The organism is Aquaspirillum sp., from assembly GCF_055136605.1.
In genome coordinates, this window is sequence record NZ_JBSQVP010000003.1 from 52,801 (window position 1) to 77,900 (window position 25,100).

Sequence of the window (25,100 nt, forward strand, 5' to 3'; positions counted from 1 at the left end):
ACACAAAGGGCGCTAGTTTAGCGCACCGCCTTGTGACTTGGGGCAACTACACCCATAGAAATAATGTATTTCAGCGCATCATCAACCGACATATCCAGTTCGCGTGTCGCAGATTTTTTCACCATGATGAAATAACCCGAGGTGGGGTTCGGTGTCGTCGGGACATAAACACTGACATACTCTTCTTCACCGAGATGTGCGGCGACGTTGCCGCTTGGCGTGCCGGTCAGAAAAGCAATCGTCCATGCTTCTTGATGGGGAAATTGCACCAGTAAAGCTTTGCGGAACGATTGCCCCGAGCCAGATAACAAGGTGTCTGACACTTGCTTCACACTCGAATAAATCGATTTCACCACTGGGATACGCACCATCAGGGCTTCCCACATCCGCACAATGCGCTGCCCTAAAATATTCGCGGCAAACATGCCGGTGAATAGCATCACCAACAAAGCCCCAAGCAGCCCTAAGCCAGGAATATGAAAACCGAACAAATGCTCGGGTTGCCAGCTACCTGGTAACCATTGCAGGGTTTGATCCATGGTGCTGACGATAAGATTCAACACCCAAAGTGTGACTGCCAGGGGGAGCCACAGCAAAAAACCAGTAACGATATAGCCTTTTAAAGTCAATTTGGCTTGTTTCACAGTGATCTCTCTGTGTTCAGGGTAATAAAAGGAAGCAGACAGATGGGGGGCGATTGATATAAAGCAAATCGCGTAGACTTGTCACAATTTTGACACAGCGCAACAAAATTGGCTTAATGTTTTGCGTGTTTACTCAGGACGTTGCACAGTTCAAAGTCGCTTGTCTTTTTGCAGTGCAACAACTACAGTGGTTTTAACAAGCGTTGTTAAGTATAACGCAAGCCACTGCCGATAGGCTGGATGCCAAATTGTGTGCGGTGCGTGTTCTCCTGTTGCAGACAGAAAGATGTACCAACTGTCATCATTAGGCAACAACTTTATGGCATAAAGACCCTGCTGTTCATAAGGTTGTAGAAAAACCACACAGTATCACGCCCTTAAATTTTGAATTGTTACTGACTCACTACGGAGCTTTATCTATGGAAAGCATTAAAGACATTGTTGCAGGCAAAAAAGGTTTAATCGTTGGTATCGCAAACGACAATTCGATTGCGTATGGCTGCGCAACAGTGTTGAAAAATTTGGGCGCTGAATTTGCCGTGACGTACTTGAACGAGAAAGCCGAACGCTTTGTACGTCCTTTGGCCGAAGAATTGGGTAGCCCGATCATCGCTCAAATGGATGTGCAAAACCCGGGTGAACTGGAAGCTGTCTTCAAACAAATTGAACAACAATGGGGCAAGCTAGATTTTGTGATTCACTCCATCGCTTTCTGCCCAATGGATGATTTGCATGGCCGTGTTACCGATTGTTCTGAAAACGGGTTCTTACAAGCGATGCGTGTGTCTTGCTACTCGTTGATCGAAATGGCGCGTTTGGCTGAGCCTTTGATGAAAGACGGCGGTTCGATTGTCACCATGAGCTACTACGGTGCTGACAAAGTGGTGGAAAACTACAATGTGATGGGCCCAGTGAAAGCAGCGTTGGAATCCACCGTGCGTTATCTGGCTGCAGAATTGGGTCAGAAAAAAATCCGCGTGCATGCCGTTTCCCCAGGTCCATTGAAAACCCGTGCTGCTTCGGGGATCGCGCACTTTGACAAACTGATTGAAGAAGCGATTGCTCGGACGCCAGAACATCGTTTAGTTGATATCGAAGATGTTGGCATGACCACTGCTTTCCTGATTTCGGATGCTTCGCGTGCGATGACCGGTGAAGTGACGTATGTGGATGGTGGTTTCCACATGATGGCATAAGCCATTTGCCCCTGTTGTAGCAGTGTGTGGAGAGGCAAGCCGATTGCCTCTCCCATTGAAATTCTTTATTTCTGAGTAATAACAGCGAGAACGACCATGACCCGCGACGAACGTGCCTTTGATGACATCATCCAAGCTGCCTTGCAATATCCCCCAATCAAAATGGCAGTGGCGCATCCCTGCAGCCCAGAATCTCTATTAGGTGCCGTGGAGTCTTTTGAGGCGGGCTTGATCGAGCCAATTTTGGTTGCACCGAAAGCCAAGCTGGAATCGCTGGCCAATGAACTTGATATCGATTTGTCCCGCTTCCGCATTGTGGATGTGCCACATAGCCATGCAGCAGCAGAAGAGGCAGTGAAATTGGTGCGGATGGGTGAAGCACATTCCTTGATGAAAGGCAGCTTACATACCGACGAATTTATGACCGAGGTGTTGAACCGTAACACCGGTGTGCGCACCGACCGTCGTATTAGCCATATTTTTGTGATGAAGGTTGAGAGCTATCCTCGTTACCTGTTTATCACCGATGCTGCGATCAATATTGCCCCCGACTTAATCACCAAAATGCACATCACGCAAAACGCCATTGATTTGTGCCATGCTTTAGGGATTGAGAAACCGAAAGTGGCTATTTTGGCGGCAGTTGAAACCGTGAGCCCAAGTATGCCCTCCACGCTAGATGCGGCTGCGCTGTGCAAAATGGCCGACCGTAAACAGATCACCGGCGCGATTTTGGATGGCCCACTGGCGTTTGATAATGCGATTTCCCATGCTGCCGCCGACACCAAGGGGATTGACTCCCCTGTGGCTGGCGATCCCGATATTCTGTTGGTCCCTGATTTAGAAGCCGGCAATATGTTGGCAAAACAGCTTAACTACTTGGCTGCGGCGGCTTCCGCTGGTGTGGTGATGGGCGCGAAAGTGCCTATCGTGTTGACCAGCCGTTCTGAAGATGCCCAAGCGCGTTTGGCTTCTGCTGCGGTGGCGGCCTTGGTGGCACACCGTCGTGTTTTGAAAACGGATAATGCCTAATGACTGCGCCCTTGCTTGCTCTTAATGTGGGTTCATCCACATTAAAATTTACCCTATTTGATGTTGAACATGCGCATGAGCCACGCATTCGCTTGAATGGTATGTTGGATGGTATTGGCAAAGCGAGTGCGCGTTTCTTAGCTCGCGAAGTCTGTGGCAAGGTGCTATTTGATGAATTGCTCAGTGGTTGTACCCATAGCCAAGCCATCGAACGGGTGTTGCAGCTGACCGACCAAACCGCAGCGCGTCCCTGTGCCATCGTGCATCGCGTGGTGCATGGTGGAGCTTACTTCTCGGCGGCAACGGTGGTGGATGACGAAGTGATGGCAAAACTGGCCAGTCTGATTCCGCTGGCGCCATTGCATCAACCTGGCAGCTTGGCTGGCATTGATGCCGCACGGCAGGCCGCACCGGATGTGCCGCAGATTGCTTGTTTTGATACCGCATTTCACACCACACAAGATGAACTTGCTACCCGTTTTGGTATTGCCAATCGGTGGCATGAAGAAGGCGTGCGCCGTTATAGCTTTCATGGCTTGTCGTATGCTGCGATTGCACGCCGATTGCCGATGATCTTGGGCGAGGAAGAAGCCGCGAAGCGGGTAATTGTGTTGCATCTTGGCAGTGGTTCGAGTGCGTGCGCCATGCATAACGGCCGTAGCATTGCCAACAGCACAGGCATGAGTGCGTGTGAAGGTTTGATGATGGGCACCCGCCCGGGGAATCTCGATCCAGAAGTGGTGATCTATTGGATGGAGCGGGCTGGAATGGATATCGCCGGTGTACGCGAAGAGCTATACAAACGCTCGGGGTTGTTAGGCGTATCGGGCGAATCGTCTGATATGCGCGAACTGTTGGCAAGCAACAGCCCTCGGGCGAAGTTAGCCATTGCCCTGTTTTGCTATCGGGCAGCGCGTGAAGTTGGCGCCCTTGCCGTTCAACTGGGTGGGGTCGATCACATTGTCTTTACCGCTGGTATTGGTGAGCGTTGTTCGCCGGTTCGCGCTTTGGTATTAGATCATCTGGCTTGGTTAGGTTTTGAGATTGACCATGATGCCAATGCCGATCAAGCGACTTGTATCACTTTGCCAAATAGCCAGCGTCATGCGTGGGTGATTCCAACGGATGAAGAAGCACAAATGGCGCGTGAAGCATTGGCTTTGTTGCCAGCCTAAACACCGCTTTGTTGTTGTCACATCGAGCCTCCCAGTGATGGGGGGCTTTTTTAATGGTTAAGAATGTCCGCTAATACCCGTAGCATGGCAGCGGTGGCTCCCCAAACATAATGTTGTTGATAACGGAGGGACAGGTAAAACCCCTCTTGGTTATCACGCCAATAGCGTTCTTTGATGTAGTTATCGGGATTCAAAGCCAATTCCAGCGGCAATTCGAATACCTCGGCGACTTCATCTGGTGCCGGTGCCAATGAAAAAGGCGGCAAGACAAGGCCAACCACCGGTTCGACTCGATAGCCAGTGATGGTGATGTAATGGGGCAATCGTCCAAGTAACTGGATGTGTTCGGCTCGCAGGCCGACTTCTTCTTCTGCTTCACGCAAAGCGGCTTGTTCGGCGGTAGGGTCTTCGGGGTCAATTTTTCCCCCGGGGAAACTGACTTGACCGCTGTGTTGGCGCAATTTTTCGGTGCGCCGTGTCAATAAAATCGAGGGCGTTGGCTGGCGCCAGACAATCGGGACTAAGACGGCTGCTGGTTTTGTGGCGATGCGATCGGTCAGTTGTGGTACGTCGCCAGACAGTGGACGGGTTTCTGCAAGATACAGTTTATCTTGCAACCAAGAAGCAGCTTGGTCGGGGGAGGCAGGAAGCCACATTTAATCGTTATCCTGAGCTAATTTAGGCAATTCTAGTTCGCGCCAATGGGCAAACAATCGCAACACTAGTCCAATAGCAAACACGAGATGCAAACTCAGCGTTGTGAGCCAGCTTTGTTGTTCCAATAAATAGATGCTTAACGCAATCAAAATAGCTACGGTGCCATAAAAATCTTTATGCAGGATAAACGGTACCTCATTGACCATCATATCGCGCACCATCCCACCGCCAACGGCGGTAATAAAACCCAACATGGCGACACCAAAGCCATTGAGTTCATATTGTAGCCCCACCTGCGCACCTGCAATGCTGAAGGCGACCAGCCCCAGCGAGTCGGCCACAATAAAAGTCCGCAACAAAAACTGGCTTTCGCGTTTTTGTAAGCGTAGCAAAGACACCGTTACCAAGGTAGCCGCAATCACCCACAGGGCATCGGTATACAGAAAGACTTGTGGGATACGTTGTATTAAAACATCTCGAATCATGCCGCCGCCGATTGCGGTCAGCAGTGCTAAAATAATAATGCCTAAGACATCGCAATGTTTCCGCACCCCAACAAGGTAACCACTGACCGTAAAGGCTACTGTCCCAATAATGGCAATCCAATCCATCAGTTTTGCTTTCTAAAATGCAATAACGCCGGCAATTACCGGCGTTATTGGTTGTCGGATGAAGAAAGACCGATCAGCGACGCATGGAGTCAAAGAATTGCTGATTGGTTTTCGTACCCTTGATTTTGTCGAGTAAGAATTCCATCGCTTCTAAATCATCCATTGGGTAGAGCAATTTACGCAAGACCCAGATTTTCTGTAATTGATCCTGTCCAACCAATAATTCTTCGCGGCGGGTACCAGAACGATTGACGTTGATCGCAGGATAAATCCGTTTTTCAGCCATCCGGCGATCAAGGTGAATTTCCATATTACCGGTGCCTTTGAATTCCTCATAGATAACATCATCCATGCGGCTGCCGGTATCAATCAACGCAGTAGCGATGATGGTCAACGAACCACCCTCTTCGATATTACGTGCTGCGCCAAAGAATCGTTTTGGCCGTTGTAAGGCGTTGGCATCGACACCACCGGTTAAAACCTTGCCTGAGCTTGGGATCACGGTGTTGTAAGCGCGGGCAAGACGGGTGATGGAGTCGAGCAAAATCACCACATCTTTTTTATGTTCAACCAGCCGCTTGGCTTTTTCGATCACCATTTCGGCGACTTGGACATGGCGAGTGGCGGGTTCATCAAACGTGGAAGCAACCACTTCGCCTTTCACCGTCCGCGTCATCTCGGTGACTTCTTCTGGTCGTTCATCAATCAACAACACAATCAGAGAGACATCCGGATGATTAGACGTAATCGCATGGGCGATGTGCTGCAACATCACGGTTTTACCCGACTTGGGCGGCGCAACTAATAGACCACGTTGGCCCTTACCAATTGGAGACACCAAGTCAATGACGCGACCAGTGATGTTTTCTTCGGAACGAATATCACGTTCTAGTGTGAGGCGCGATGTCGGGTGAAGAGGGGTAAGGTTTTCAAACAGAATTTTATTTTTGGCCTGCTCTGGCGGCCCACCGTTGATGCGATCGACTTTAACTAATGCAAAGTAGCGTTCGCCATCTTTTGGTGTCCTAATTTCCCCTTCGATTGTGTCGCCAGTGTGCAGATTAAAACGTCTGATTTGACTGGGGCTGACATAAATATCATCAGGGCCAGCCAAATACGACATATCTGGCGAGCGCAGGAAACCAAAGCCATCGGGCAGCACTTCTAGCGTACCATCGCCATAAATGCTTTCTCCCCTCTTTGCTTGGTTTTTGAGCAGGGCAAAAATGAGGTCTTGTTTGCGTAAACGGTTTGCGCCATCAATTTCGTTGGCGATTGCGGTGTCAACCAACTGGCTGACGTGCATTTTTTTTAAATCAGATAAGTGCATAGGCGGATGTTGAGACTTTATAGACTCATCGTAAGAAGAACTCACGGTTTGGCGAGGGGATCGGCGAGGGCGGCGGGGATTCAAAGCAGGAAAGCGGGCGATTTTGCATCGCCCGACACAGAAAAAAGTGGATTCAAGGATAGTCGGAATTAGATATTGCTGTCAATAAAGGCGGTCAATTGGCTTTTTGCCAAGGCGCCCACTTTAGTGGCTTTGACCTGACCATCTTTGAAAATCATCAGTGTGGGAATGCCACGGATACCGTATTTTGGTGGCGTACCCTCATTTTCATCAATATTCAATTTTGCCACAGTCAGTTTGCCTTGATATTCTTTTGCAACTTCATCAAGAATTGGGGCAATCATTTTGCATGGGCCACACCATTCGGCCCAATAATCGACCAATACAGGACCGCTGGCTTTCAGCACATCTTGTTCAAAAGAGCCGTCGGTGACGTGAAGGATCAGATCGCTACTCATCATAATCTCCAAAAGAATCGGTTTGGGTGTTTGAAACGCCAAGATATGGCATAAATAGAAATATGGAATCTCTGCATGTTAACAAGCATGCTGTGATGCAGCAAGTTAGCTGTTTCGACACCGCTTGTCGCTATTTTAACGCAACAGCGACAAAACCATCTGTGGAGATTGATTCGATTGCATCAACATGCTGGTCGCGGCCTGTTGCAAAATTTTCCCGCGAGATAAAGCAGCGCTTTCTACGGCAAAGTCAGCATCCGTGATACGTGAGCGTGCCGCAGCGGTATTTTCTGCGCTGGTTTGCAATCCAGCCACTACACTATCCAGACGCGTCATGGCAGCACCAATCGATGCCCGCTGTGAAATGATATTTTGTAAGGCGCGGTCAGCCGCCGCAATCGAACTATTGGGATTGTTGACCAAATCAATATCAGCAAAGCCCATTGAACTGTTGCTAATTTCACCAATGCCAACATTCATCCCTGCATCTGCTCCAGCGCCCACTTGCATGCGGTAGTTGGTTTTAGTTTCTCCTTCAAGCGGAGAATATTGCCAAGTTTCGACAAAGCCGCTTAAGACATCTTCGCCCGATTTTGACCCTACATGATCGATCACATCTTCCGCATTTTTGACCGACCCTCCATCGGCATCGGCATTGCCAATCCCGCCCGTATCGGCATTGTTTAAGTCAATACCATAGCTGGATAGATTGGCACCGGCTGCTTTAAAATCTGTCATAAACTGCGCTTCTGTTTTACCAAGATAATGCACCATTGCATCATTCACCACGCGGCTTTTATCAGCAGAAAGATACGTGAGAAAATCTTTTATACCACCTGCAGCACCATTGTTTTTCAACTCATGATGTAGATACCGTGCGGCAAGGTAAGAAACCGAGTAGTCGGCTGAAGTCGCCACAGTATTTAATGATGTTAAATTGTTATTGAGAAAAGTTTGTACTTGCGCGATAACGGCTGGATCGGATTGGTTGACATTTGCATTCAGTGCGAAGCCCAAATCTGATTTGACTCTTTCATCTGCACCCTGAATAAACTCGGCAGTCCCTTCCTTGAACCAAAGCGACAAATTATAAAAATTAGTGGTTCTCGCCATTACTGCATGAACCATCTCGTGAGCGATAATCCGGTCGTTGTAGTATGGGGCGCTACCGCCATTCGGCAAATTGGCAGGAGAAAAGTCTGCCATATCGATATAAAGCTCTAGGTTTGAACCCACCGCATTGGCTGGCTGGACGGGATAAGAGCCAGAAACATAAGCGGCTGTCCCGCCCGGGGTACCTGGCTCGATAAATTTAATCGCAAATGGCACGCCATCAGCCACCAGTCCATAGCGTTGTTGAATCAACTTTTCCGAGTTTTCAAGCCAGCCAGTGCTCAGCCCTTTTAGCACTGCTTTGACATTTTCATCGCTGACCGAGCCGCCTGAACTGACGCCATCAGGTAAAACAAACAGCTTGTTGCCATTAAACGAAGTGGTTTGACCAATTCGCTCCACCTCATCCATCAGCTGTTTCGCTTCAGCTTGCAAGGCTTCACGATCGGTTTTGGTGTTCGTGCTGTTGTTAGCTTGAACACCTAACTCGCGAATCCGCTGCAACATATTATTGACTTCTGACAGTGCCCCTTCCGCTGTTTGCAGCATTGAGATGGCATCGTTGGTATTGCGTAATGCCTGTCGATCGCCACGTACATTCGACTGCATGCGTTCAGAAATGGCCAATCCAGCGGCATCATCCGTTGCCGAGTTGACCCGTAAGCCCGAAGACAGACGTTGGACAGATTTGCTCACCATCGAGTCATTTTGAGTTAACAAACGACTGCTGAATTGTGAGAGTGAATTGGTAAAGATTTGCATCGCAGTCACACCTGTGCGCAAGATAACTTATCTGCTTATCGGAGAATCCTCCCTCGACTTAAGATTTTTTTGGTTTGCAAGCTTATTTAAGCTTTCAGTAGATTTTCTTAAATAAAAAATGCTATTTAGTAATTTTGTTGTTTGTATTTTTGATTGCCACGTACAATCACAAAAGCATGCGACGGATTTGGTCTGATAACCACAGTTTGTTACACCTTTGTGCTGGACGTTTTTGTCTAAATTTACAAAAAATGTTTAGCTAAGTGATAAACTTAATAAATTGTTGTCAACGTAAATCTGTTTTCAACAACACGCTTTCTTAACTCGATGATACTCAAGAGGTTGCTTTATGCAGAACGGGAAAGGGTTGACGATTCGACAACGTTTAACCTTAGGCTTTGCGTTGGTGCTGACGATGATGGTGGCTGTCACTATCATCGGTATTCAAAAAGTCAATTTCATTGACAAAACACTCGCAGAAATTACCGATGTCAACGCGGTGAAACAGCGTTATGCAATCAATTTTCGTGGTTCTGTCCACGATCGTGCGATTGCTATTCGCGATGTGGTGATGTTTGACGATGTAAATGGCGCACCGATGCGTGAAGCGTTGGATGAGATTAAACGTCTGGATGACTTCTATCAGAAATCAGCGGGGCCGCTTGATCAAATTCTGCAAGATGATGCGATGGCCCAACCTGAAGAACGACAGATTGTGCAAAACATCAAAGCGATTGAGGCTAAAACGCAACCCCTGATCCAACAAATTATCCAAGCGAAAAAAAGTGGTAATGAAGTTGAGGCCGAACGGATTTTGTTTGAACAGGCTAAACCCGCTTTTATCGCGTGGTTAGCGGCAATTAACCAATTTATCGATTTTGAAGAACAAAAAAATCAAAAAGCGACACCAAGCGCACGCGAAGTCGCCAGCGGCTTTCAGTGGTTGATGATTTCTTTGTGTGGTGTGGCGATTGTGTTAGGTGGCATTGTCGCATGGTGGATTAGCCGCCAACTGACACAAGCTTTGGGCGGAGAACCTGCGGATGCTGCTGCGATGGTGACTCGGATTGCTGCCGGCGATTTAACCGAGCGTATTCCTGTCACTTACCCAAATAGTATGTTGGCAGCCGTCGCACAGATGCAACAGCGTTTGGTCGAAATTGTCAGCGCGATTGACCAATCGTCTGACCAGTTATCAAAACAAGCTCAATATGTTGCTCAAGTGTCTGAACAGGCACAAATGGCCGCACAGCAACAAGCAGAAGCGTCGGCAACCACTGCCCACCGTGTGGAACAAATCACGGTCAGCGTGAGCAATATTTCTACTATTGCCCAACAAACTGAAGATAATTCAGCGCAAACCGCAAGCTTATCGGAAAGCGGTACACAATCAGTTAAAACGGCTGCCACTGAGATTGGACGCATTGCCCAAACAGTGGAATCCTCGGCACAACAAATCCGTCAGTTGCAACAACGCTCGCAAGAAATTGGTGGGATTGCTGGTGTGATCGGGGAAATTGCTGAACAGACCAATTTATTGGCCCTGAACGCTGCGATTGAAGCTGCGCGGGCAGGCGAGTCGGGCCGTGGCTTTGCCGTGGTGGCAGATGAAGTACGCAAGTTAGCGGAACGGACTGCCAGTGCGACAGCAGAAATTGCCAAAATGATTGATGTGGTGCAAAAAGATACCCAAGTTGCGGTGGATGCCATGGAGCGTGCGGTGCCACAGGTGGCAAATGGGCTGGGCTTAGCGAATGAGGCAACAACGGTGTTGTCGCAAATTCATCATCAGGCTTTAGACTCACTGGCCAAAGTTCGCGATGTGGCACAAGCGACCACCCAACAAGCAGAAACCATCAATGGCATTGTGCGTAATGTGGAACATATTGCTCAGATGTCGGAGGAAACCAGCGCTGCCATGCACAGTAACAGCACCGCAGCACAACAGCTGAATGAAATTGCAATTGCGCTGCGCCAGCATGTCCAGCATTTCCGCTTACGCGGTTAAGTGGGGTTGTGATACCAGACTTTTCCTCAGTCTTTGGGAGAAGTCTGGAGGGTGTCGGGATTGGGGTCAGCAAGGGCTTGGGTAATCAACTCCATGTATTTCTCCAATTCCAACCCTTGTTCTTGTACCCCTTGGATGCGCTCTAAACTGTCATTCAGAATCTGTCGCAGACGATCTTCCTGTGAGCTTTTCAGCCCCATAAACAAGAACATTTCTTCAAAGTCATGCGCCATTTCATTGAGCACAAAAGACATCTCCTGATTTTGGCGATGATAACCTTGTTCAATTTGCGAAAAGATACGTTTGGCTTGTGATAGCAAGCTTTCTAACGAAGTGGTTTCGAGAGACCGCATACATTGCGCCGCACCTTCTACCAAGAGCGCGAGATAGTCTTTTAAGCGGCCATAGCGATCAGGATCGTCTAGCGGCATGTCTTTCACCAATAAAGCAGCGGCATCATAGTTAAAGACGGTGCGTGCTCCATACGAGATGATGCGGCTGGGGTCGCTGGTGATGTGTTCTAACAACACACGATCCATCTGTGAGGCGATACCGTGACTCCCCCGCAAGACACATTGACTCCGGCGTGAACAGAGGCGAACGGTGCCGCTGACGCCAAAATACTCCAACGCATCGGTTAACAGGGTCGCGAGTTGGTCGGGGGTTTGTACGGTGAACAACTGACGGAACGTGTGAATGACCTGACCTAAGGCGCTCGAATCGGTCATGGCAGAAAAGGCCGCATTCATGGCCTCGCCTGCCGATTGTTTCAACTGTTGAACTTCTGAACGTGCAGCGAGGGTTTGTTTTACTTTGCGTTCAAGTTCTGCGGGTTCTAATGGTTTGATAATAAAATCGTTGGCACCCATATCGTAGGCCGCCAGACGGCTTTGGGCATCGGTGTGGGCAGAGACAAAAATAATGGCTGGTTGTTCGATAGCAACATCTGCTCGGATATGACGGCACACTTCATAGCCATCCATACCTACCATTTCAATATCAAGCAAGACCACACCCGGTTGTAGAATCTTGACTTGTTCTAAGCCTGCACATCCTTCGTGCGCCAGATAAACATCAAAGTGGGGACTGAGAACTGTTTTAATGACCAAAGAGAACATCTCATCATCATCAATCACAAGCACTTTATCTTTTTCTGACATTTTTTATTCCTTTTTGATGGCAGGGCAACTTCCTCGAAAGCAAGCAAACCGTTTTGTGGTGTTGCTACAGGAGGGTTGTCGATACTATTTCCCAAATATGATAGCATCGTGTTGATGTATGAAAATTCGTTTTTTAGTAAAAAAATTTTTCATATCTGGCACTTTATGCCAAACTGAAAAAACTTGGCCGGAGAACACAATGGAATGGCTGTTTGACCAGGATACGCAACACGTTGTGACAGACTCGAATGAGAGGACTGCGGATGACTTTGCCACGCAGACTGCTCTACAAGCGCTGACACATGTCGCGGAACTGGGCGAACTTTTACGTTTTATGCGAGAAAGCCACGCTTGTATTGACAGCAATGCTTTGGCCGAGTGTGCCCTGTTGACAGTAAAAAATTATGACCTCACGGCTTTGCTGATGTTGCGTCCAGAAGGGTGTCCACAAAGTTGTTATGCTTTAACACAGGAAATCACCCCCAATGAGGTAAGCTTGTTAGATAATGCCGCTGCTGCACCTCAGCGTATTTTTGAAACTGCACATTATTGCGTGTTCAATTATCGCTATTGCAGCCTAATTATCACAAATTGGTCAGACCAAGAGCCCTTACGAGCCGGTCGCTTGCGCGATCATCTGGCACAATTATGTGAAGGCATTGATGCCAGATTAGATGCCATGTTGAGCAGTATTCCACTGCCTAATATCGTGCAATTAACGTATCAGCCGCTTATTTCTCATTTTCTTGTGCAGGAACACTAACGCCCAACCCTGTTTGGGATAGCTGCTTACATAAAGGATTGTGACCCAACTATGGCCAAAGTCATTCTTACTGTGGACGACTCCCCTTCTATTCGTCAGATGGTAACCTTTACTTTGAAAAGTGCTGGCTATGAAGTCGTTGATGCCCCTGATGCCCCGACTGCCCTGAGCCGTGCGCGTGCTCGGCAGTTCGATATGATTCTGACTGATATCAATATGCCAGGCATGGATGGTTTTGCCCTGACACAGGCACTCCGTGCGCTCCCTGAATATGCCTCAGTGCCGATTTTGGTACTGACGACCGAATCGAGTGACGAAATGAAGCAAAAAGGACGTGCCAGTGGTGCCACTGGTTGGCTGGTTAAACCTTTCGACCCACAAAAGCTAATTAGCTTAGTGAAGCGGGTGATTGGTTAACGGTTTGCCAAACCATGCAAATCGATCTATCGCAGTTTTTTGACATCTTCTTCGAGGAAGCCGAGGAACACTTGGCAACGCTCGAGTCGGTGTTGCTCGCTCTCGATATTGATGCCCCCGACGCGGAAGCGTTGAATGCGATTTTCCGTGCTGCGCATTCGATTAAAGGCGGGGCAGGGACTTTTGGTTTTACCGACCTGATTAACGTGACGCATCAGCTGGAAACCCTGCTTGATGCGGTGCGTAAACACACTTTGCAGTTAACCCCTAGCCATATCGATACCATCTTGGCGGCGACGGATGCGCTGCAAGATATCCTCAATAATTGTCGTCAAGGTGTGGCAACTGATCCTGTTTTGATTCAGGAAATGGAAGCGCGTTTACGGGCAGAGTTGCTGCCTAAAGATGTCTCTTCAGCCGCGATTCCGGTGTTGCAGGAAGAAGCGCGCACCCATCATTTTTCGATTGCCACAGATGGACAATTAGCTTGGGAGGCGTTGTTACAGCGTTTGACAGCAGAGCCACGGGCAAAAATCACTGGTTTTCCGGTGGAGCCCGATGCCAAGGACCCACTATGTATTGAGTTCCTCGGTACCGATTCTGAATTTGCCGATCTCTGTGATAGCTTGGCCTTTGTGGTACCGCCCTCTGCGATTCGCTTAGAACATGCTCCCCCTCCCTTGGTCGATGACGCAAATAGTTGGGGATTGTTCCATGAGGAAACCCCCGCTGTAAGTGTGCCGCCGTCTGTCCTTGATGATGAGGACGGTTGGGGACTATTTGAGGACGATGCGCCGTCCACGCCTCCCGTTGTCCCTTCTCCTGTACCGATTACGGAAATGGAAGAGGATGACGGCTGGGGATTGTTTGAGGCTGTGCCTGCCCGTTCAACTACGTCGAATACCACACTGCCGGTGACGCTGTCTGAGACGACAGAGGACGATGAGGGATTTGGTTTTTTTACTCCGGTACCACAACCACCGTCGGCAACTTCTCTTGCCACTGCGATGGCTGAAGAGGGCGATGGTTTTGGCTTATTTGTCCCCGTTCCATTAGCCCCACCAGTGGCACCGCCGGTGCCGGTAGTGAGCGCACCACAGGTGGTTGCGCCTACTGCACCACGAACCACGGCTCCCACGCCAACTCGTCAGGGTAATAATGCTGAGTCAGCGACAATTCGTGTCAATGTCGAAAAGGTGGACCAACTACTCGATTTAGTCGGTGAGCTGGTCATTACACAGTCGATGTTGGCTCAGTGTGCCGCGCAACTGGAACAGCAAGGGGTGGGTAATGACATTCTATTGGCAGGGATTAAACAGCTCGAAAGAAATACCCGCGATTTACAAGAATCGGTGATGTCGGTGCGAATGATGCCGATTGCCTCTGTCTTCAACCGTTTTCCGCGATTGGTGCGAGATTTAGCCGGCAAACTGGGTAAACAAGTTGAACTTCATCTCGAAGGCGAAAGCACCGAACTAGATAAAGCATTTATCGAAAAACTCGCCGATCCCATGACGCATTTGGTGCGTAATAGCCTAGATCATGGCATTGAATCACCTGAAAAACGGCGACTGTCTGGGAAATCTCCCATTGGTCATCTTACCCTGCGTGCTTCGCATCAGGGTGGCAATATCGTGATTGAAATTCGCGATGATGGGGCTGGCTTAAATCGAGAACGCATTTTAGCTAAGGCGATTGAACGTGGTCTGCCGGTACACGAAGGGATGCCAGATACCGAAGTGTGGAATCTGATCTTTGAAGCAGGGTTTTCGACTGCTGCCGAAGTGAGTGATATTTCTGGCCGAGGTGTAGGGATGGATGTGGTGCGGCGGAACATCCAAGAGATGGGCGGTAGCATTATGATTGAATCGGTTGCCGGTGTTGGCAGCACGATTACCCTGCGGCTGCCCCTAACCTTAGCTATCTTGGATGGGATGTCGATTCGGGTGAATGGTGAAGTGTATGTGTTGCCATTAACCTGCATTATTGAATCGCTGCAGGCACAACCCAGCCAATATAAAACCTTAGCCAAGCAAGGCGAGGTCTTACAAGTCCGAGGTCAATATCTGCCACTGATTCGATTGGCCGATATTTTCTTGACCCAAACCGAACACCCGACCGGTTCTGCTTCTTTGCAACAAGGGCTGTGCATGATTGTGGAGGCAGAAAAAGAAATGGTAGCGTTACAAGTCGATGAGCTATTGGGACAACAACAGGTGGTTATTAAAAATCTGGAAACCAACTATCGCCGTGTCTCAGGCGTCTCGGGTGCCACAATTATGGGCGATGGCCGTGTGGCACTGATTCTTGATGTCCCTGCCGTTGTCAGAATGGCAAAAAATCGGAGCCGAGCATGAACGAGCGTTATTTAACCAATGATAACAGTCCGGCACGAGAAAATTTGGTGTTTACCCTCGGTGATGAGGAATACGGCATCAATATCCTAAAAGTGCAGGAAATTCGTGGCTATGACACTGTGACGCGGATTGCCAATAGTCCGCCTTATTTAAAAGGTGTGATTAATCTACGCGGCGCAATTGTTCCGATTGTTGATTTGCGCATTAAATTTGGCCTACAAAACGTCACTTACACCCCTTTTACTGTCGTGATTATTTTGAATGTTGGACAGAAAATAGTTGGTATTGTGGTGGATAGTGTATCGGATGTGATTCACCTTGATCCTGAACAATGCCGACCTGCGCCGGAATTAGGTGGTGTGGTGAATACTGATTATGTATTAGGGCTGGGTGTCATTGAAAATCGGATGGTGATTCTCACCGATATCGAAAAACTGATGACCAGCCATGAGTTGGCGCTATTTGAACAACTGAGTTTAGAGACTTAACCTTTGTCGCTAAACCTTTTTCTCTGATGTGAATCTGGATTCCAGAACTGTGAGCGTATGATGTCGGTCCTTTATCGTCTGTCTTTGCCTGTCAAACTTACTTTAATTGCGTTGTTGGCGTTAGCCTTTTCATTGGCGCCTAACTTACGTGTGTTAAATACCGGTTTACATTCTTTAGAAGATATTGCGACTGAGCGACAGGCAATTTCTCCTAGCCTACAGTTATTGGAATTAACAGATCGTTTGCAACGCTATCGTTATGCACTGTTAACCCAAGCTGCAGTGACAGAAAACAATCGCTTATTAAATATAGAGCGTGAGATTGAAACTAGCTTTAATAATCTTGCCGCATTGCCGGCACCATTATCACAACGTGTGCAAGAATTACGCAGCCGTTTCTTATCCTTAAAAGAAAAACAAACCCAAACAGGACTCAGTACCCATTTCAATGGTTATAGCGTGTTGATTGGTGAGGTACATAGCCTGACTCGTGATGTCGGTGCTCATTATGGTTTGATGCTTGATCCTAGCCCAGACGCTTATTTCTTATTTCAAGCCGGTTTTCTCTCTTTACCTGCCGTAAACGAATCTTTAGCACGGTTGCGTGACTTGGCTGCTCTTGGGAGTGAGGTTGCTGCCAATAATGGTTTTAGTCAGCGTGATGAAATCAGTAATAATGCCCTGATTCAGTTGCGTGACAGTGACCAAGCTTTATTAAAAGTCATTTCTGCTAACGCGGTTTTATCGGCTGATCTAGCAAAAGACCGTGCACAGTTGACGCGCAATGTGAATGATGCCATTGCACTGGGCCGTTTGCAGGGCAGCGAAATTAGCCGCGCTGATCTGTTACAGCGAATGAATACCGTTAATGCTGATATTGCGGCATTAAATCAGCGTGTTTTGCAACAATTAGATCTCAGCCTGCAGCATCGCGCCGACCAAGAACAATATAATTTAATCGTTAGCTTCTCAGTATTAGGGCTGTTTGTTCTGCTGCTGATTGTGTTGCTCTATTTAATTTCTCGTTCAATTTTGCGTCCAATGCGTGGTGTAATGGAAACTGCCGCGCAAATCGCCCAAGGTAATTTTTCTGCAAAATTCCCTGTCATTGAAGGCAAGGCTGAATTAGCGCAGTTATCTCATGCCTTAGATGATATGCGAGTGAAGCTTGCTCAGGTTCATAATAATGAATCTGCTGCATTGAAAGAAAACCTACGCGTACGTATTGCATTAGATGTCGCGAAAACCAACGTGATGATTGCAGATAATGAATATAACATTGTCTATGTTAATCGTTCTTTGATTGAAATGTTACAACAACGGCAAGAATCCATTCGCCGTGAACTACCTAATTTTATGGTAGATAAAGTATTGGGCTCCAATATTGATATTTTCCATAAAACGCCTGCCCACCAACGAGGCTTATTAAATCATCTGAGTCATACGCACGAAGCCAACTTGCAGTTGGGTGGTTACCATTTCCGTTTATTGGTTACCCCCGTTGTTGATGCCCAGAACAATCGTCTGGGTACGGTGGTTGAATGGCAGGACATGACGGAAACCTTGCGTGCTCAGCAAGAGGCTGTGATCTACAACGCCAATATGGCGCGGGTGAAAGCCGCACTGGACAATGTCACCACCAACGTGATGATTGCCGACAATGAACGTAACATTGTCTACATGAACAACTCGGTGAAAGGGATGTTGAAGCAAGCGCAAAACGACATCCGCCGTGTGTTCCCGAGTTTTGATCCTGACCGGTTGTTGGGCAATAACATGGATATTTTCCATAAAAATCCTGCCCATCAACGTGATCTATTAGCTGATTTACGGACGACTTACCGCGCACAAATTGCCTTGGGCGGCCGTACTTTCCAATTGATTGCCAACCCTGTCTTTGATGAGCAAGGGGTACGGCATGGCACAGTGGTGCAATGGCTAGACCGGACTGAAGAAGTGGCCGCAGAAAAAGAAGTGGAAGCAATTATTACAGCTGCGGCTGCCGGTGACTTCTCGAAACGATTGGCAGCAGAAAATAAAGAAGGTTTCTTCCGTGTGTTGGCTGACAATATCAACCGTTTGGTCAGCACCTCGGCTGAAGGTTTGGAAGATGTTGCAACCGTGTTAGAGCATCTCTCGCGTGGTGATTTAAGCTACCGTGTGGATGATAAGAAATACGAAGGTGTCTTTGCTCGCCTAACCCGTAATGCCAACCAAACGGTAGACAGTTTATCGGCCTTGGTGCGCCAGATTCGTGAAGCCACCGACACCATTAACGTAGCATCGCGCGAAATTGCCCAAGGGAATCAAAACCTCTCGGCACGCACAGAACAACAAGCCGCGAATTTGCAAGAAACTGCATCCAGTATGGAAGAAATTACCGGTACGGTGCGGCAAAATGCTGATAACGCACAGCAAGCCAGCCGGTTGGCGAGTGGTGCATCGGTGGTGGCAAGTAAGGGTGGCAATTTGATGGGTGAAGTCGTCACCACCATGAGCGCCATCCATGAATCGGCTCGTAAGATTGTTGACATCATTAGCGTCATTGATGGGATTGCCTTCCAAACCAATATCTTGGCGTTGAATGCCGCAGTGGAAGCGGCGCGTGCCGGTGAACAAGGCCGTGGGTTTGCCGTGGTGGCCAGCGAGGTGCGTAGCTTGGCTCAACGCAGTGCCACTGCTGCAAAAGAAATTAAAACCCTGATTGGCGATTCGGTTGATAAAGTCGAATCGGGGGCACAGTTGGTAGACGAAGCTGGGCAAACCATGAGTGAAGTGGTTGATTCGGTACGTCAGGTGGCCGAGTTGATGCGTGAAATCAGTGCCGCCTCGGTGGAACAATCCTCTGGTATTGAACAGATTAACCAAGCTGTGACACAGATGGATGAAAACACCCAGCAAAATGCGGCATTGGTGGAAGAGGCCGCTGCCGCAGCGGAAAGTTTAGAAGAACAAGCGAATTTGCTGTCTGAAGCGGTGGCCACTTTCCGTTTGTCTGCCTCTGCTGCATGGGCAGCGGCACCCGCACCGGTCACAGCGCGTAAAACTGCAACTGCACCGTCTGCTTTGCCATTAAAACAAGCTGCACCCGCACCGATGTCGTTACCCGCGCCGCCTACACATAAATTGAAAGCGCCGTTAACGCCTCCTCCCAGTGCGGCTGATGATGACTGGGAAGAGTTTTAATGGCCAACCATGAGCGAGAGTTTGAATATACGCCGCGTGATTTTGTGCGGGTGAAAGACTTACTCTATCGCCATGCTGGGATTGTGTTAAACGACAGTAAAGATTCCTTGGTGTATAGCCGCCTAGTTCGTCGTTTGAGAGCCTTACAAGTCAGTCGCTTCGCGGACTATCTGGATGATCTCCATCCAGATAGTCCAGAGTGGCAAAACTTCCTCAATGCGCTTACCACGAATCTGACAGCTTTTTTCCGAGAAAATCATCATTTCGAAGTGTTGGCGGGTTTGCTAAAACAACATCCCGTTGGACAAACCTTTCGTATCTGGTGTTGTGCGGCAAGTACAGGCGAGGAGCCGTATTCTTTGGCAATGACTGCGGTGGAAACGTTACAACGACACGATCCACCGGTGTCAATTATTGCCACCGATATTGATACCCAAGTTTTACAAACCGCACGGGCAGGGGTGTATGCACGGGATCGTGTGCGTGATTTGTCGTTGACCCAGTTGCGACAATTTTTTCTCAAAGGGACCGGAAAAAACGACGGTAAAGTTCAGGTCAAACCCTATATCAAAAGGTTGATTCAATTTCAGTCGTTGAATTTATTAGCAAAAGACTGGGCGATTTCTGGCCAATTTGATGCGATATTTTGTCGTAATGTGCTGATTTATTTTGATAAGCCGACACAAAAAACAGTTGTTGAACGTTTTGCTCCTCATTTAAAGCCCGATGGTCATTTATTTGTCGGCCATTCAGAAAACTTAACGCCAGTCACCCGCTTATTTGCCCCTTGTGGCCGCACAGTTTATACCCTTGCCAATCCTCCTGTTGAGAAACACTGATGTTAGCCGCCGATTACCAAGAGGTTTTTGCCTCACATTTTTACCATGACAAGACTTTTGATTCGCCTGCGGTGAAAGTCTTTCCGGGTGAATATCATGTTTCAACAGATGGACGTTTAATCGTAACGGTTTTGGGTTCCTGTGTTGCTGCCTGTATTCGTGATCGTAAAGCAGGATTTGGTGGCATGAATCATTTTATGTTGCCTGATGCTGGTGAAAGCGAATCTTCTGTGGTGGGCAGTGCAGCGCGTTATGGTAGTTATGCAATGGAAATTCTGATTAACCATTTGTTGAAATTAGGCGCAGCGCGACAAAACCTTGAAGCCAAGATTTTTGGTGGGGGCAATGTCCTTTCTGGCATGACCGTGGGTAATGTGGGGCCGCGTAATGCGCAGTTTGTCAAAGACTATTTGGCAATGGAACGTATTCCTGTGGTGGCAGAAGATTTATTAGGCCAAGAAGCGCGAAAAGTGTATTTCTTTTCTCACACAGGGCGGGTCATGGTAAAAACTATTCGTGAACAAACCAAGCCAGCGGTGATTGATCGGGAAATGCGTTATCAAAAACGGATTGTGGTGCGTCCAATTAGTGGCGATGCAGAGTTGTTTTAAGGCCTAGCCGCCTGTTAGCGCGCGAAATTAGAGTAAGGCTGATGCGAAAAATTCGTGTAATCGTGGTGGATGATTCTGCTTTAATGCGCTCATTACTACGACAAATTATTGATTCCACCGATGATATGGAAGTTGTTGCCGTCGCTCCAGATCCTTTAGTTGCGCGTGAGAGAATTAGAGAGCTCGATCCTGATGTGATTACCCTCGACATTGAGATGCCACAGATGGATGGATTGACTTTTCTTGAACGTCTGATGCGTTTACGTCCAACGCCGGTTTTAATGGTGTCGTCTCTCACTGAAGAAGGTGCTGAAGCGACATTACGGGCGTTAGAATTAGGTGCAATTGATTTTGTCTGTAAACCAGATAATCACAGTCTGTTATTAGCTGATTACGCCGATGAAATTTGCCATAAAATTCGTGCGGTGGCGTTAGCTGGTCGTGGTTTTGCGGCACGCCGAGCGGCCCTAGCGCAAAAAACTGCTCCCAGACCTCTACCAACAGTGAGAGCGCGTAGCCAGCATGTGCAGTTGATTGTGGTGGGGGCATCCACTGGCGGCACAGAAGCATTAAAACTTTTCTTACAACGGCTACCTGCCGATTCGCCACCTGTGTTGATTGTGCAACACATGCCCCCTGGTTTCACTACCTCATTTGCCGCCCGTTTAGATAGCTTGTCAGAATTACACGTTAGCGAAGCAAAAGAGGGTGAGCCGATTTTGTCAGGTCATGCTTATTTGGCACCTGGTGATCGCCATTTGCAAATCAGTAAAAATGCCCGTGGTTATGTTTGTCATCTTGATGATGGTGATAGGGTGAACCGCCACAAACCAGCGGTGGACGTGCTGTTTGACTCGGTCACAACTTATATTGCGGCTAAGCGGGTGGTGGCGGTATTGATGACAGGCATGGGTAAAGATGGCGCAGCTGGTTTATTACGCTTAAGACAAGCGGGGGCGACGACTTTAGCACAAGATGAAGCCAGTTGTGTGGTATTTGGTATGCCAGGTGAAGCGATTAAACTCGGTGCAGTTCAAGAAACCGGCTGTCCAGAGGCGTTGGCTGATCGAGTTGTCTCGCTTTTTTAGTGGATAAACTCGCCTTGCCTCTGGTATGGTTAGCGCATAACTGGCAAAAACCCATAAATTGCAAACACACTTTTGTGATGCGGCAATCAAGCGGCAAAACTTGCCGGCTTGTCGTGGTGAAATGTCTTACATGCAGCACTGAGACGACAGAATTCGATTTTTTGTTTTAGATTCATGGTGTTGGGTGACGTGCTTTTTTGGCACGTTTTCTGCTTAACCTGACGGCGTGGCAGTATGTACAACAGGGCGAATCATTATGATCGACAAAATAGCCAAACACTTTAATTTTCAGCAGCAGGCGCTAGGGTTACGTAGCTACCGCAATGAAGTGTTGGCCAGCAACATTGCCAACTCTGAAACGCCTTATTACAAGTCTGTTGACTTTGATTTCAATAAAGCGTTGTCGCAAGCAGAATTGCTGCAAAAGAAAGAATCGATGTCGATGGAAAAAACCCATCAAAGTCATTTACAAGGCAAGGTCAGAGCGGTGAGTTTGACTGAGTTACAGTATCGGCGCGAGGTACAGCCAAGTATTGATGGCAACACAGTCGATATGGACTTAGAACGTACACAATTTACTGATAACTCCATGCGCTATCAAACCACCCTGACTTTCTTAAACCGTCGGATTTCCGGTCTGTCCGACGCGATTAAAGGACAATAATCATGTCTTTGCATAAAGTTTTTGGTATTGCCAGCTCAGGAATGACAGCCCAATCCATGCGTTTGAACGTGGTGGCCAGTAATATTGCCAACGTTGATAGCGCTGTGGCTTCTAATGGTGACCCTTACAAAGCGCGGCGAGTGGTGTTCACCCCCATTCCTGTGCGTGATGGGATTCCACAAGTCAATAGCGTGAAAGTCACTGCTGTTGTTGAGGACCAATCGCCTCCCAAAATGGTTTACGACCCTAAACATCCCCTCGCAAACCAGCAGGGTTATGTGACGATGCCGAATATCAATCCAGTTGAAGAAATGGCGGATATGATTGCGGCCTCGCGAGCGTATCAAACCAACGTTGAACTGATGAACACCACCAAAACTTTGCTCAAGTCCGCTTTGAGCATTGGTCAGCAGTAATTTTTAAAGGATTTCTGATTATGTCCACCGTGAATTCTACTTCTGCTGCTGATCCGTATGCCAATATCAATGGCACTGCTGCAACAGGTAAAAAATCTGAGATTGAAGAAGCACAGGATCGCTTTTTGAAACTGTTGGTTACCCAACTGCAAACGCAAGATCCATTAAATCCTTTGGATAATGAAGCCGTAACCAGTCAGATGGCACAAATCAGTACGGTGCAAGGGATTGAAAAGCTGAATAAAACCATGGAAGACATGGCTACGATGTATGCTACGGCACAATCGCTCTCTGCCGCGAATATGGTTGGGCGTTCGGCCTTGGTGGGTGGTTCTGGTTTGACTTTGGCTGAGGGGGGTACCGCTCGTGCTGCGTTAAATCTGCCAAAAGGGGCTGATACTGTCGCAATCAGTGTGTATAACGCCAAAGGTGATAAGGTGGATACCATTGAATTGGGCAAGCAAAAAGAAGGCGTGATGGAGTTTGAGTGGGACGGTAAAAATAGTGCAGGTGAAGCCTTGCCTGCTGGCGCTTATAGCTTTAGCGTCTCGGCAAAAACAGGTGGCAACGTTGCTGTTGCACAGCCCTTGGCATATCAACGCATTAATGCCGTAAGTTGGGCGCAAGGTGCTGCACAGCTGCATCTGCCAGACGGTACTCGCGTTGGTTTGACCGATATTTATCAGTTAGGTGCTTAATTATTTTAACTACTAGTTTTTATTTGGTTTTAAGGAGATAAAAATGGGCTTTCAACACGGTGTAGGTGGGATTAACGCTGCGTCAAAACAACTTGATGTGATTGGTAATAATGTAGCGAATGCCGGAACGATTGGTTTCAAAGGGTCTCGTGCTGAATTTGCTGATATGTATGCTGCGAATTTTTATGGTGTCGCTGCAACGCAAACCGGTTTAGGCGTGAGAACAGAAACGATTGCGCAGCAATTTAGCCAAGGTGGGATTACCACAACGGGTAATCAGATGGATATGGCTATTTCTGGTAATGGCTTTTTCGTTATTAAAGATACCAATGGTGTTTCCTACTCAAGAAATGGTCAATTTAAGATCGATCGGGAAGGTTTTATTGTTAATAACGGTGGGTCTAATCTTCAGGGCTGGGCAGTGGATGAAAACACAGGCCGTGTCTTAGAAGGTACACAGACTAGTATGAGAGTCGACAATAGTTTGTTGGAACCCCGACCCACAGATTTCCCTGCTGGTGCAGGTGAAATAAAATGGGCTTTTAATCTTGACTCTCGTCAAACCTCATTAGATCCTGCTCTGTTTAATCCTGCAAATCCTGCCACGTATAATCATACCACTTCTACTAATATCTATGACAGTTTAGGTAATCCCTATAAATTAAATTTGTATTTTGTCAAGGACACTGCGGGTGGTGGGGCATGGCAAGTATTCGCCAGAGGGGTTGATGAAACTGCAAATCCAAATACTATTGTAGATCTTGGTCAACAAACTTTGACTTTTGATACTGAAGGTAAATTGCCAACAGGACCTAATTTATTGAACTTCACCGCTTTTGACCCAGGTGGATTAGCGGTGCCAGTGAATGCAGCTCCAATCAATATTAATATTGATTTTGCTAATACGACTCAGTTTGGTGCACAGTTTAGTAACAATGATATTATTCAACCAGGTTATCCTCCCTCCGTTGTGACTAATTTAGAAGTTAGTAAAGACGGTATTGTGAGCGCCAGATATTCCAACGGTCAAAATAAAACAATCGGTCAAGTTATTCTTGCCAATTTCCCGAATCAACAAGGATTACAATCAATTGGTAATAATCGTTGGATTCAAACATATCAATCTGGTACGCCGACATTGAATAACCCAGGTAGCACTAATACTGGGCTGATTCAGTCTCAGGCGTTAGAAGAAGCAAACGTTGATTTAACTGCAGAGTTAGTCAATATGATTACTGCGCAGCGTTTCTATCAGGCAAATGCGCAAACAATTAAAGTTCAAGATGCGGTATTGCAAAGCGTGATTAACTTACGTTAATTCAGTCTGTTATTAGGATGGCTAATCAGCCATCCTAGACAGGACACTGAGGCTATATGAAATTAAAATAGCCTACAGAAAAGAAGTG

The 25,100-nt window shown here is 47.7% G+C and carries 23 protein-coding genes; 16 read left to right on the top strand and 7 right to left on the bottom strand.

What is annotated here, in order from left to right; translation table 11 throughout:
* Positions 1 to 17: 17 nt before the first annotated feature.
* The gene (locus tag ACTBZS_RS01260; protein WP_460429385.1) at positions 18 to 644 is read right to left on the bottom strand and encodes a DUF502 domain-containing protein; all 627 of its coding nucleotides are present in this window, start codon (positions 642 to 644) and stop codon (positions 18 to 20) included.
* A gap of 419 nt (positions 645 to 1,063) precedes the next feature.
* Here ACTBZS_RS01260 and fabI point away from each other — a divergent pair, with 419 nt between their 5' ends.
* From fabI to ACTBZS_RS01275, 3 genes are all read left to right on the top strand, one after another.
* Positions 1,064 to 1,840, top strand: a complete 777-nt coding sequence (gene fabI, locus ACTBZS_RS01265; RefSeq protein WP_460429386.1) for an enoyl-ACP reductase FabI — start codon at positions 1,064 to 1,066, stop codon at positions 1,838 to 1,840.
* A 96-nt stretch (positions 1,841 to 1,936) separates the two neighbouring features.
* Entirely contained in the window at positions 1,937 to 2,872 is a 936-nt protein-coding gene (locus tag ACTBZS_RS01270) for a bifunctional enoyl-CoA hydratase/phosphate acetyltransferase (protein WP_022654204.1), read from the top strand.
* Positions 2,872 to 4,047, top strand: coding sequence for an acetate/propionate family kinase (locus ACTBZS_RS01275; RefSeq protein WP_463043054.1), 1,176 nt, complete (start codon positions 2,872 to 2,874; stop codon positions 4,045 to 4,047). The genes ACTBZS_RS01270 and ACTBZS_RS01275 overlap by 1 nt, the downstream gene beginning before the upstream one ends.
* 50 nt (positions 4,048 to 4,097) lie before the next feature.
* Here ACTBZS_RS01275 and ACTBZS_RS01280 read toward each other — a convergent pair whose 3' ends face one another.
* The 5 genes from ACTBZS_RS01280 to ACTBZS_RS01300 form a co-directional block, all read right to left on the bottom strand.
* Positions 4,098 to 4,703, bottom strand: coding sequence for a CoA pyrophosphatase (locus ACTBZS_RS01280; protein WP_460429387.1), 606 nt, complete (start codon positions 4,701 to 4,703; stop codon positions 4,098 to 4,100).
* Positions 4,704 to 5,315 carry a trimeric intracellular cation channel family protein gene (locus ACTBZS_RS01285; protein ID WP_460429388.1) on the bottom strand — a complete coding sequence of 204 codons (612 nt, stop codon included), beginning with the start codon at positions 5,313 to 5,315 and terminating at the stop codon, positions 4,704 to 4,706. It lies immediately after the preceding gene.
* A gap of 73 nt (positions 5,316 to 5,388) precedes the next feature.
* Positions 5,389 to 6,645 (bottom strand): transcription termination factor Rho, encoded by a 1,257-nt coding sequence (rho, locus tag ACTBZS_RS01290; protein WP_022654201.1) that lies wholly within the window; start codon positions 6,643 to 6,645, stop codon positions 5,389 to 5,391.
* A 149-nt stretch (positions 6,646 to 6,794) separates the two neighbouring features.
* Positions 6,795 to 7,124, bottom strand: a complete 330-nt coding sequence (gene trxA / locus ACTBZS_RS01295; protein ID WP_022654200.1) for a thioredoxin TrxA — start codon at positions 7,122 to 7,124, stop codon at positions 6,795 to 6,797.
* A 135-nt stretch (positions 7,125 to 7,259) separates the two neighbouring features.
* A complete protein-coding gene (locus tag ACTBZS_RS01300; protein WP_463043055.1) occupies positions 7,260 to 8,999 on the bottom strand; it encodes a flagellinolysin in 1,740 nt (579 codons plus the stop codon).
* Between the two features lie 349 nt (positions 9,000 to 9,348).
* Between ACTBZS_RS01300 and ACTBZS_RS01305 the strand changes: the two genes are divergently transcribed.
* Positions 9,349 to 11,007 (top strand): methyl-accepting chemotaxis protein, encoded by a 1,659-nt coding sequence (locus ACTBZS_RS01305; RefSeq protein ID WP_460429390.1) that lies wholly within the window; start codon positions 9,349 to 9,351, stop codon positions 11,005 to 11,007.
* A gap of 26 nt (positions 11,008 to 11,033) precedes the next feature.
* Here the strand turns inward: ACTBZS_RS01305 and ACTBZS_RS01310 are convergent, their stop codons facing one another.
* Entirely contained in the window at positions 11,034 to 12,167 is a 1,134-nt protein-coding gene (locus ACTBZS_RS01310) for a response regulator (RefSeq protein WP_460429391.1), read from the bottom strand.
* Between the two features lie 199 nt (positions 12,168 to 12,366).
* Between ACTBZS_RS01310 and ACTBZS_RS01315 the strand changes: the two genes are divergently transcribed.
* The 12 genes from ACTBZS_RS01315 (at position 12,367) to flgE (ending at position 25,012) form a co-directional block, all read left to right on the top strand.
* Positions 12,367 to 12,930, top strand: coding sequence for a hypothetical protein (locus ACTBZS_RS01315; RefSeq protein ID WP_460429392.1), 564 nt, complete (start codon positions 12,367 to 12,369; stop codon positions 12,928 to 12,930).
* A gap of 51 nt (positions 12,931 to 12,981) precedes the next feature.
* Positions 12,982 to 13,347: a response regulator gene (locus ACTBZS_RS01320; protein ID WP_022654192.1), complete on the top strand. Its 366-nt coding sequence runs from the start codon at positions 12,982 to 12,984 to the stop codon at positions 13,345 to 13,347.
* Positions 13,348 to 13,361: 14 nt separating this feature from the next.
* Positions 13,362 to 15,704 carry a chemotaxis protein CheW gene (locus tag ACTBZS_RS01325; protein ID WP_463043056.1) on the top strand — a complete coding sequence of 781 codons (2,343 nt, stop codon included), beginning with the start codon at positions 13,362 to 13,364 and terminating at the stop codon, positions 15,702 to 15,704.
* Positions 15,701 to 16,192 (top strand): chemotaxis protein CheW, encoded by a 492-nt coding sequence (locus ACTBZS_RS01330; protein ID WP_460429394.1) that lies wholly within the window; start codon positions 15,701 to 15,703, stop codon positions 16,190 to 16,192. Before ACTBZS_RS01325 ends, ACTBZS_RS01330 begins: the two co-directional genes overlap by 4 nt.
* Positions 16,193 to 16,249: 57 nt before the next feature.
* Complete coding sequence (locus tag ACTBZS_RS01335; protein ID WP_463043057.1) at positions 16,250 to 19,378, top strand: methyl-accepting chemotaxis protein; 3,129 nt, start codon at positions 16,250 to 16,252, stop codon at positions 19,376 to 19,378.
* Complete coding sequence (locus tag ACTBZS_RS01340) at positions 19,378 to 20,217, top strand: CheR family methyltransferase (RefSeq protein WP_460429395.1); 840 nt, start codon at positions 19,378 to 19,380, stop codon at positions 20,215 to 20,217. The genes ACTBZS_RS01335 and ACTBZS_RS01340 overlap by 1 nt, the downstream gene beginning before the upstream one ends.
* On the top strand, positions 20,217 to 20,828 hold the full coding sequence (gene cheD, locus ACTBZS_RS01345) for a chemoreceptor glutamine deamidase CheD (RefSeq protein ID WP_463043058.1): 612 nt from the start codon (positions 20,217 to 20,219) through the stop codon (positions 20,826 to 20,828). The genes ACTBZS_RS01340 and cheD overlap by 1 nt, the downstream gene beginning before the upstream one ends.
* Positions 20,829 to 20,869: 41 nt before the next feature.
* A complete protein-coding gene (locus tag ACTBZS_RS01350; protein WP_463043059.1) occupies positions 20,870 to 21,916 on the top strand; it encodes a protein-glutamate methylesterase/protein-glutamine glutaminase in 1,047 nt (348 codons plus the stop codon).
* Positions 21,917 to 22,172: 256 nt separating this feature from the next.
* A complete protein-coding gene (gene flgB / locus ACTBZS_RS01355; protein WP_460429398.1) occupies positions 22,173 to 22,580 on the top strand; it encodes a flagellar basal body rod protein FlgB in 408 nt (135 codons plus the stop codon).
* 2 nt (positions 22,581 to 22,582) lie between these two features.
* Positions 22,583 to 22,996, top strand: coding sequence for a flagellar basal body rod protein FlgC (gene flgC / locus ACTBZS_RS01360; protein ID WP_022654457.1), 414 nt, complete (start codon positions 22,583 to 22,585; stop codon positions 22,994 to 22,996).
* A 20-nt stretch (positions 22,997 to 23,016) separates the two neighbouring features.
* Positions 23,017 to 23,694 (top strand): flagellar hook assembly protein FlgD, encoded by a 678-nt coding sequence (locus tag ACTBZS_RS01365; protein ID WP_463043060.1) that lies wholly within the window; start codon positions 23,017 to 23,019, stop codon positions 23,692 to 23,694.
* Between the two features lie 43 nt (positions 23,695 to 23,737).
* The gene (gene flgE, locus ACTBZS_RS01370; protein WP_463043061.1) at positions 23,738 to 25,012 is read left to right on the top strand and encodes a flagellar hook protein FlgE; all 1,275 of its coding nucleotides are present in this window, start codon (positions 23,738 to 23,740) and stop codon (positions 25,010 to 25,012) included.
* The last annotated feature ends 88 nt before the right edge of the window (positions 25,013 to 25,100 follow it).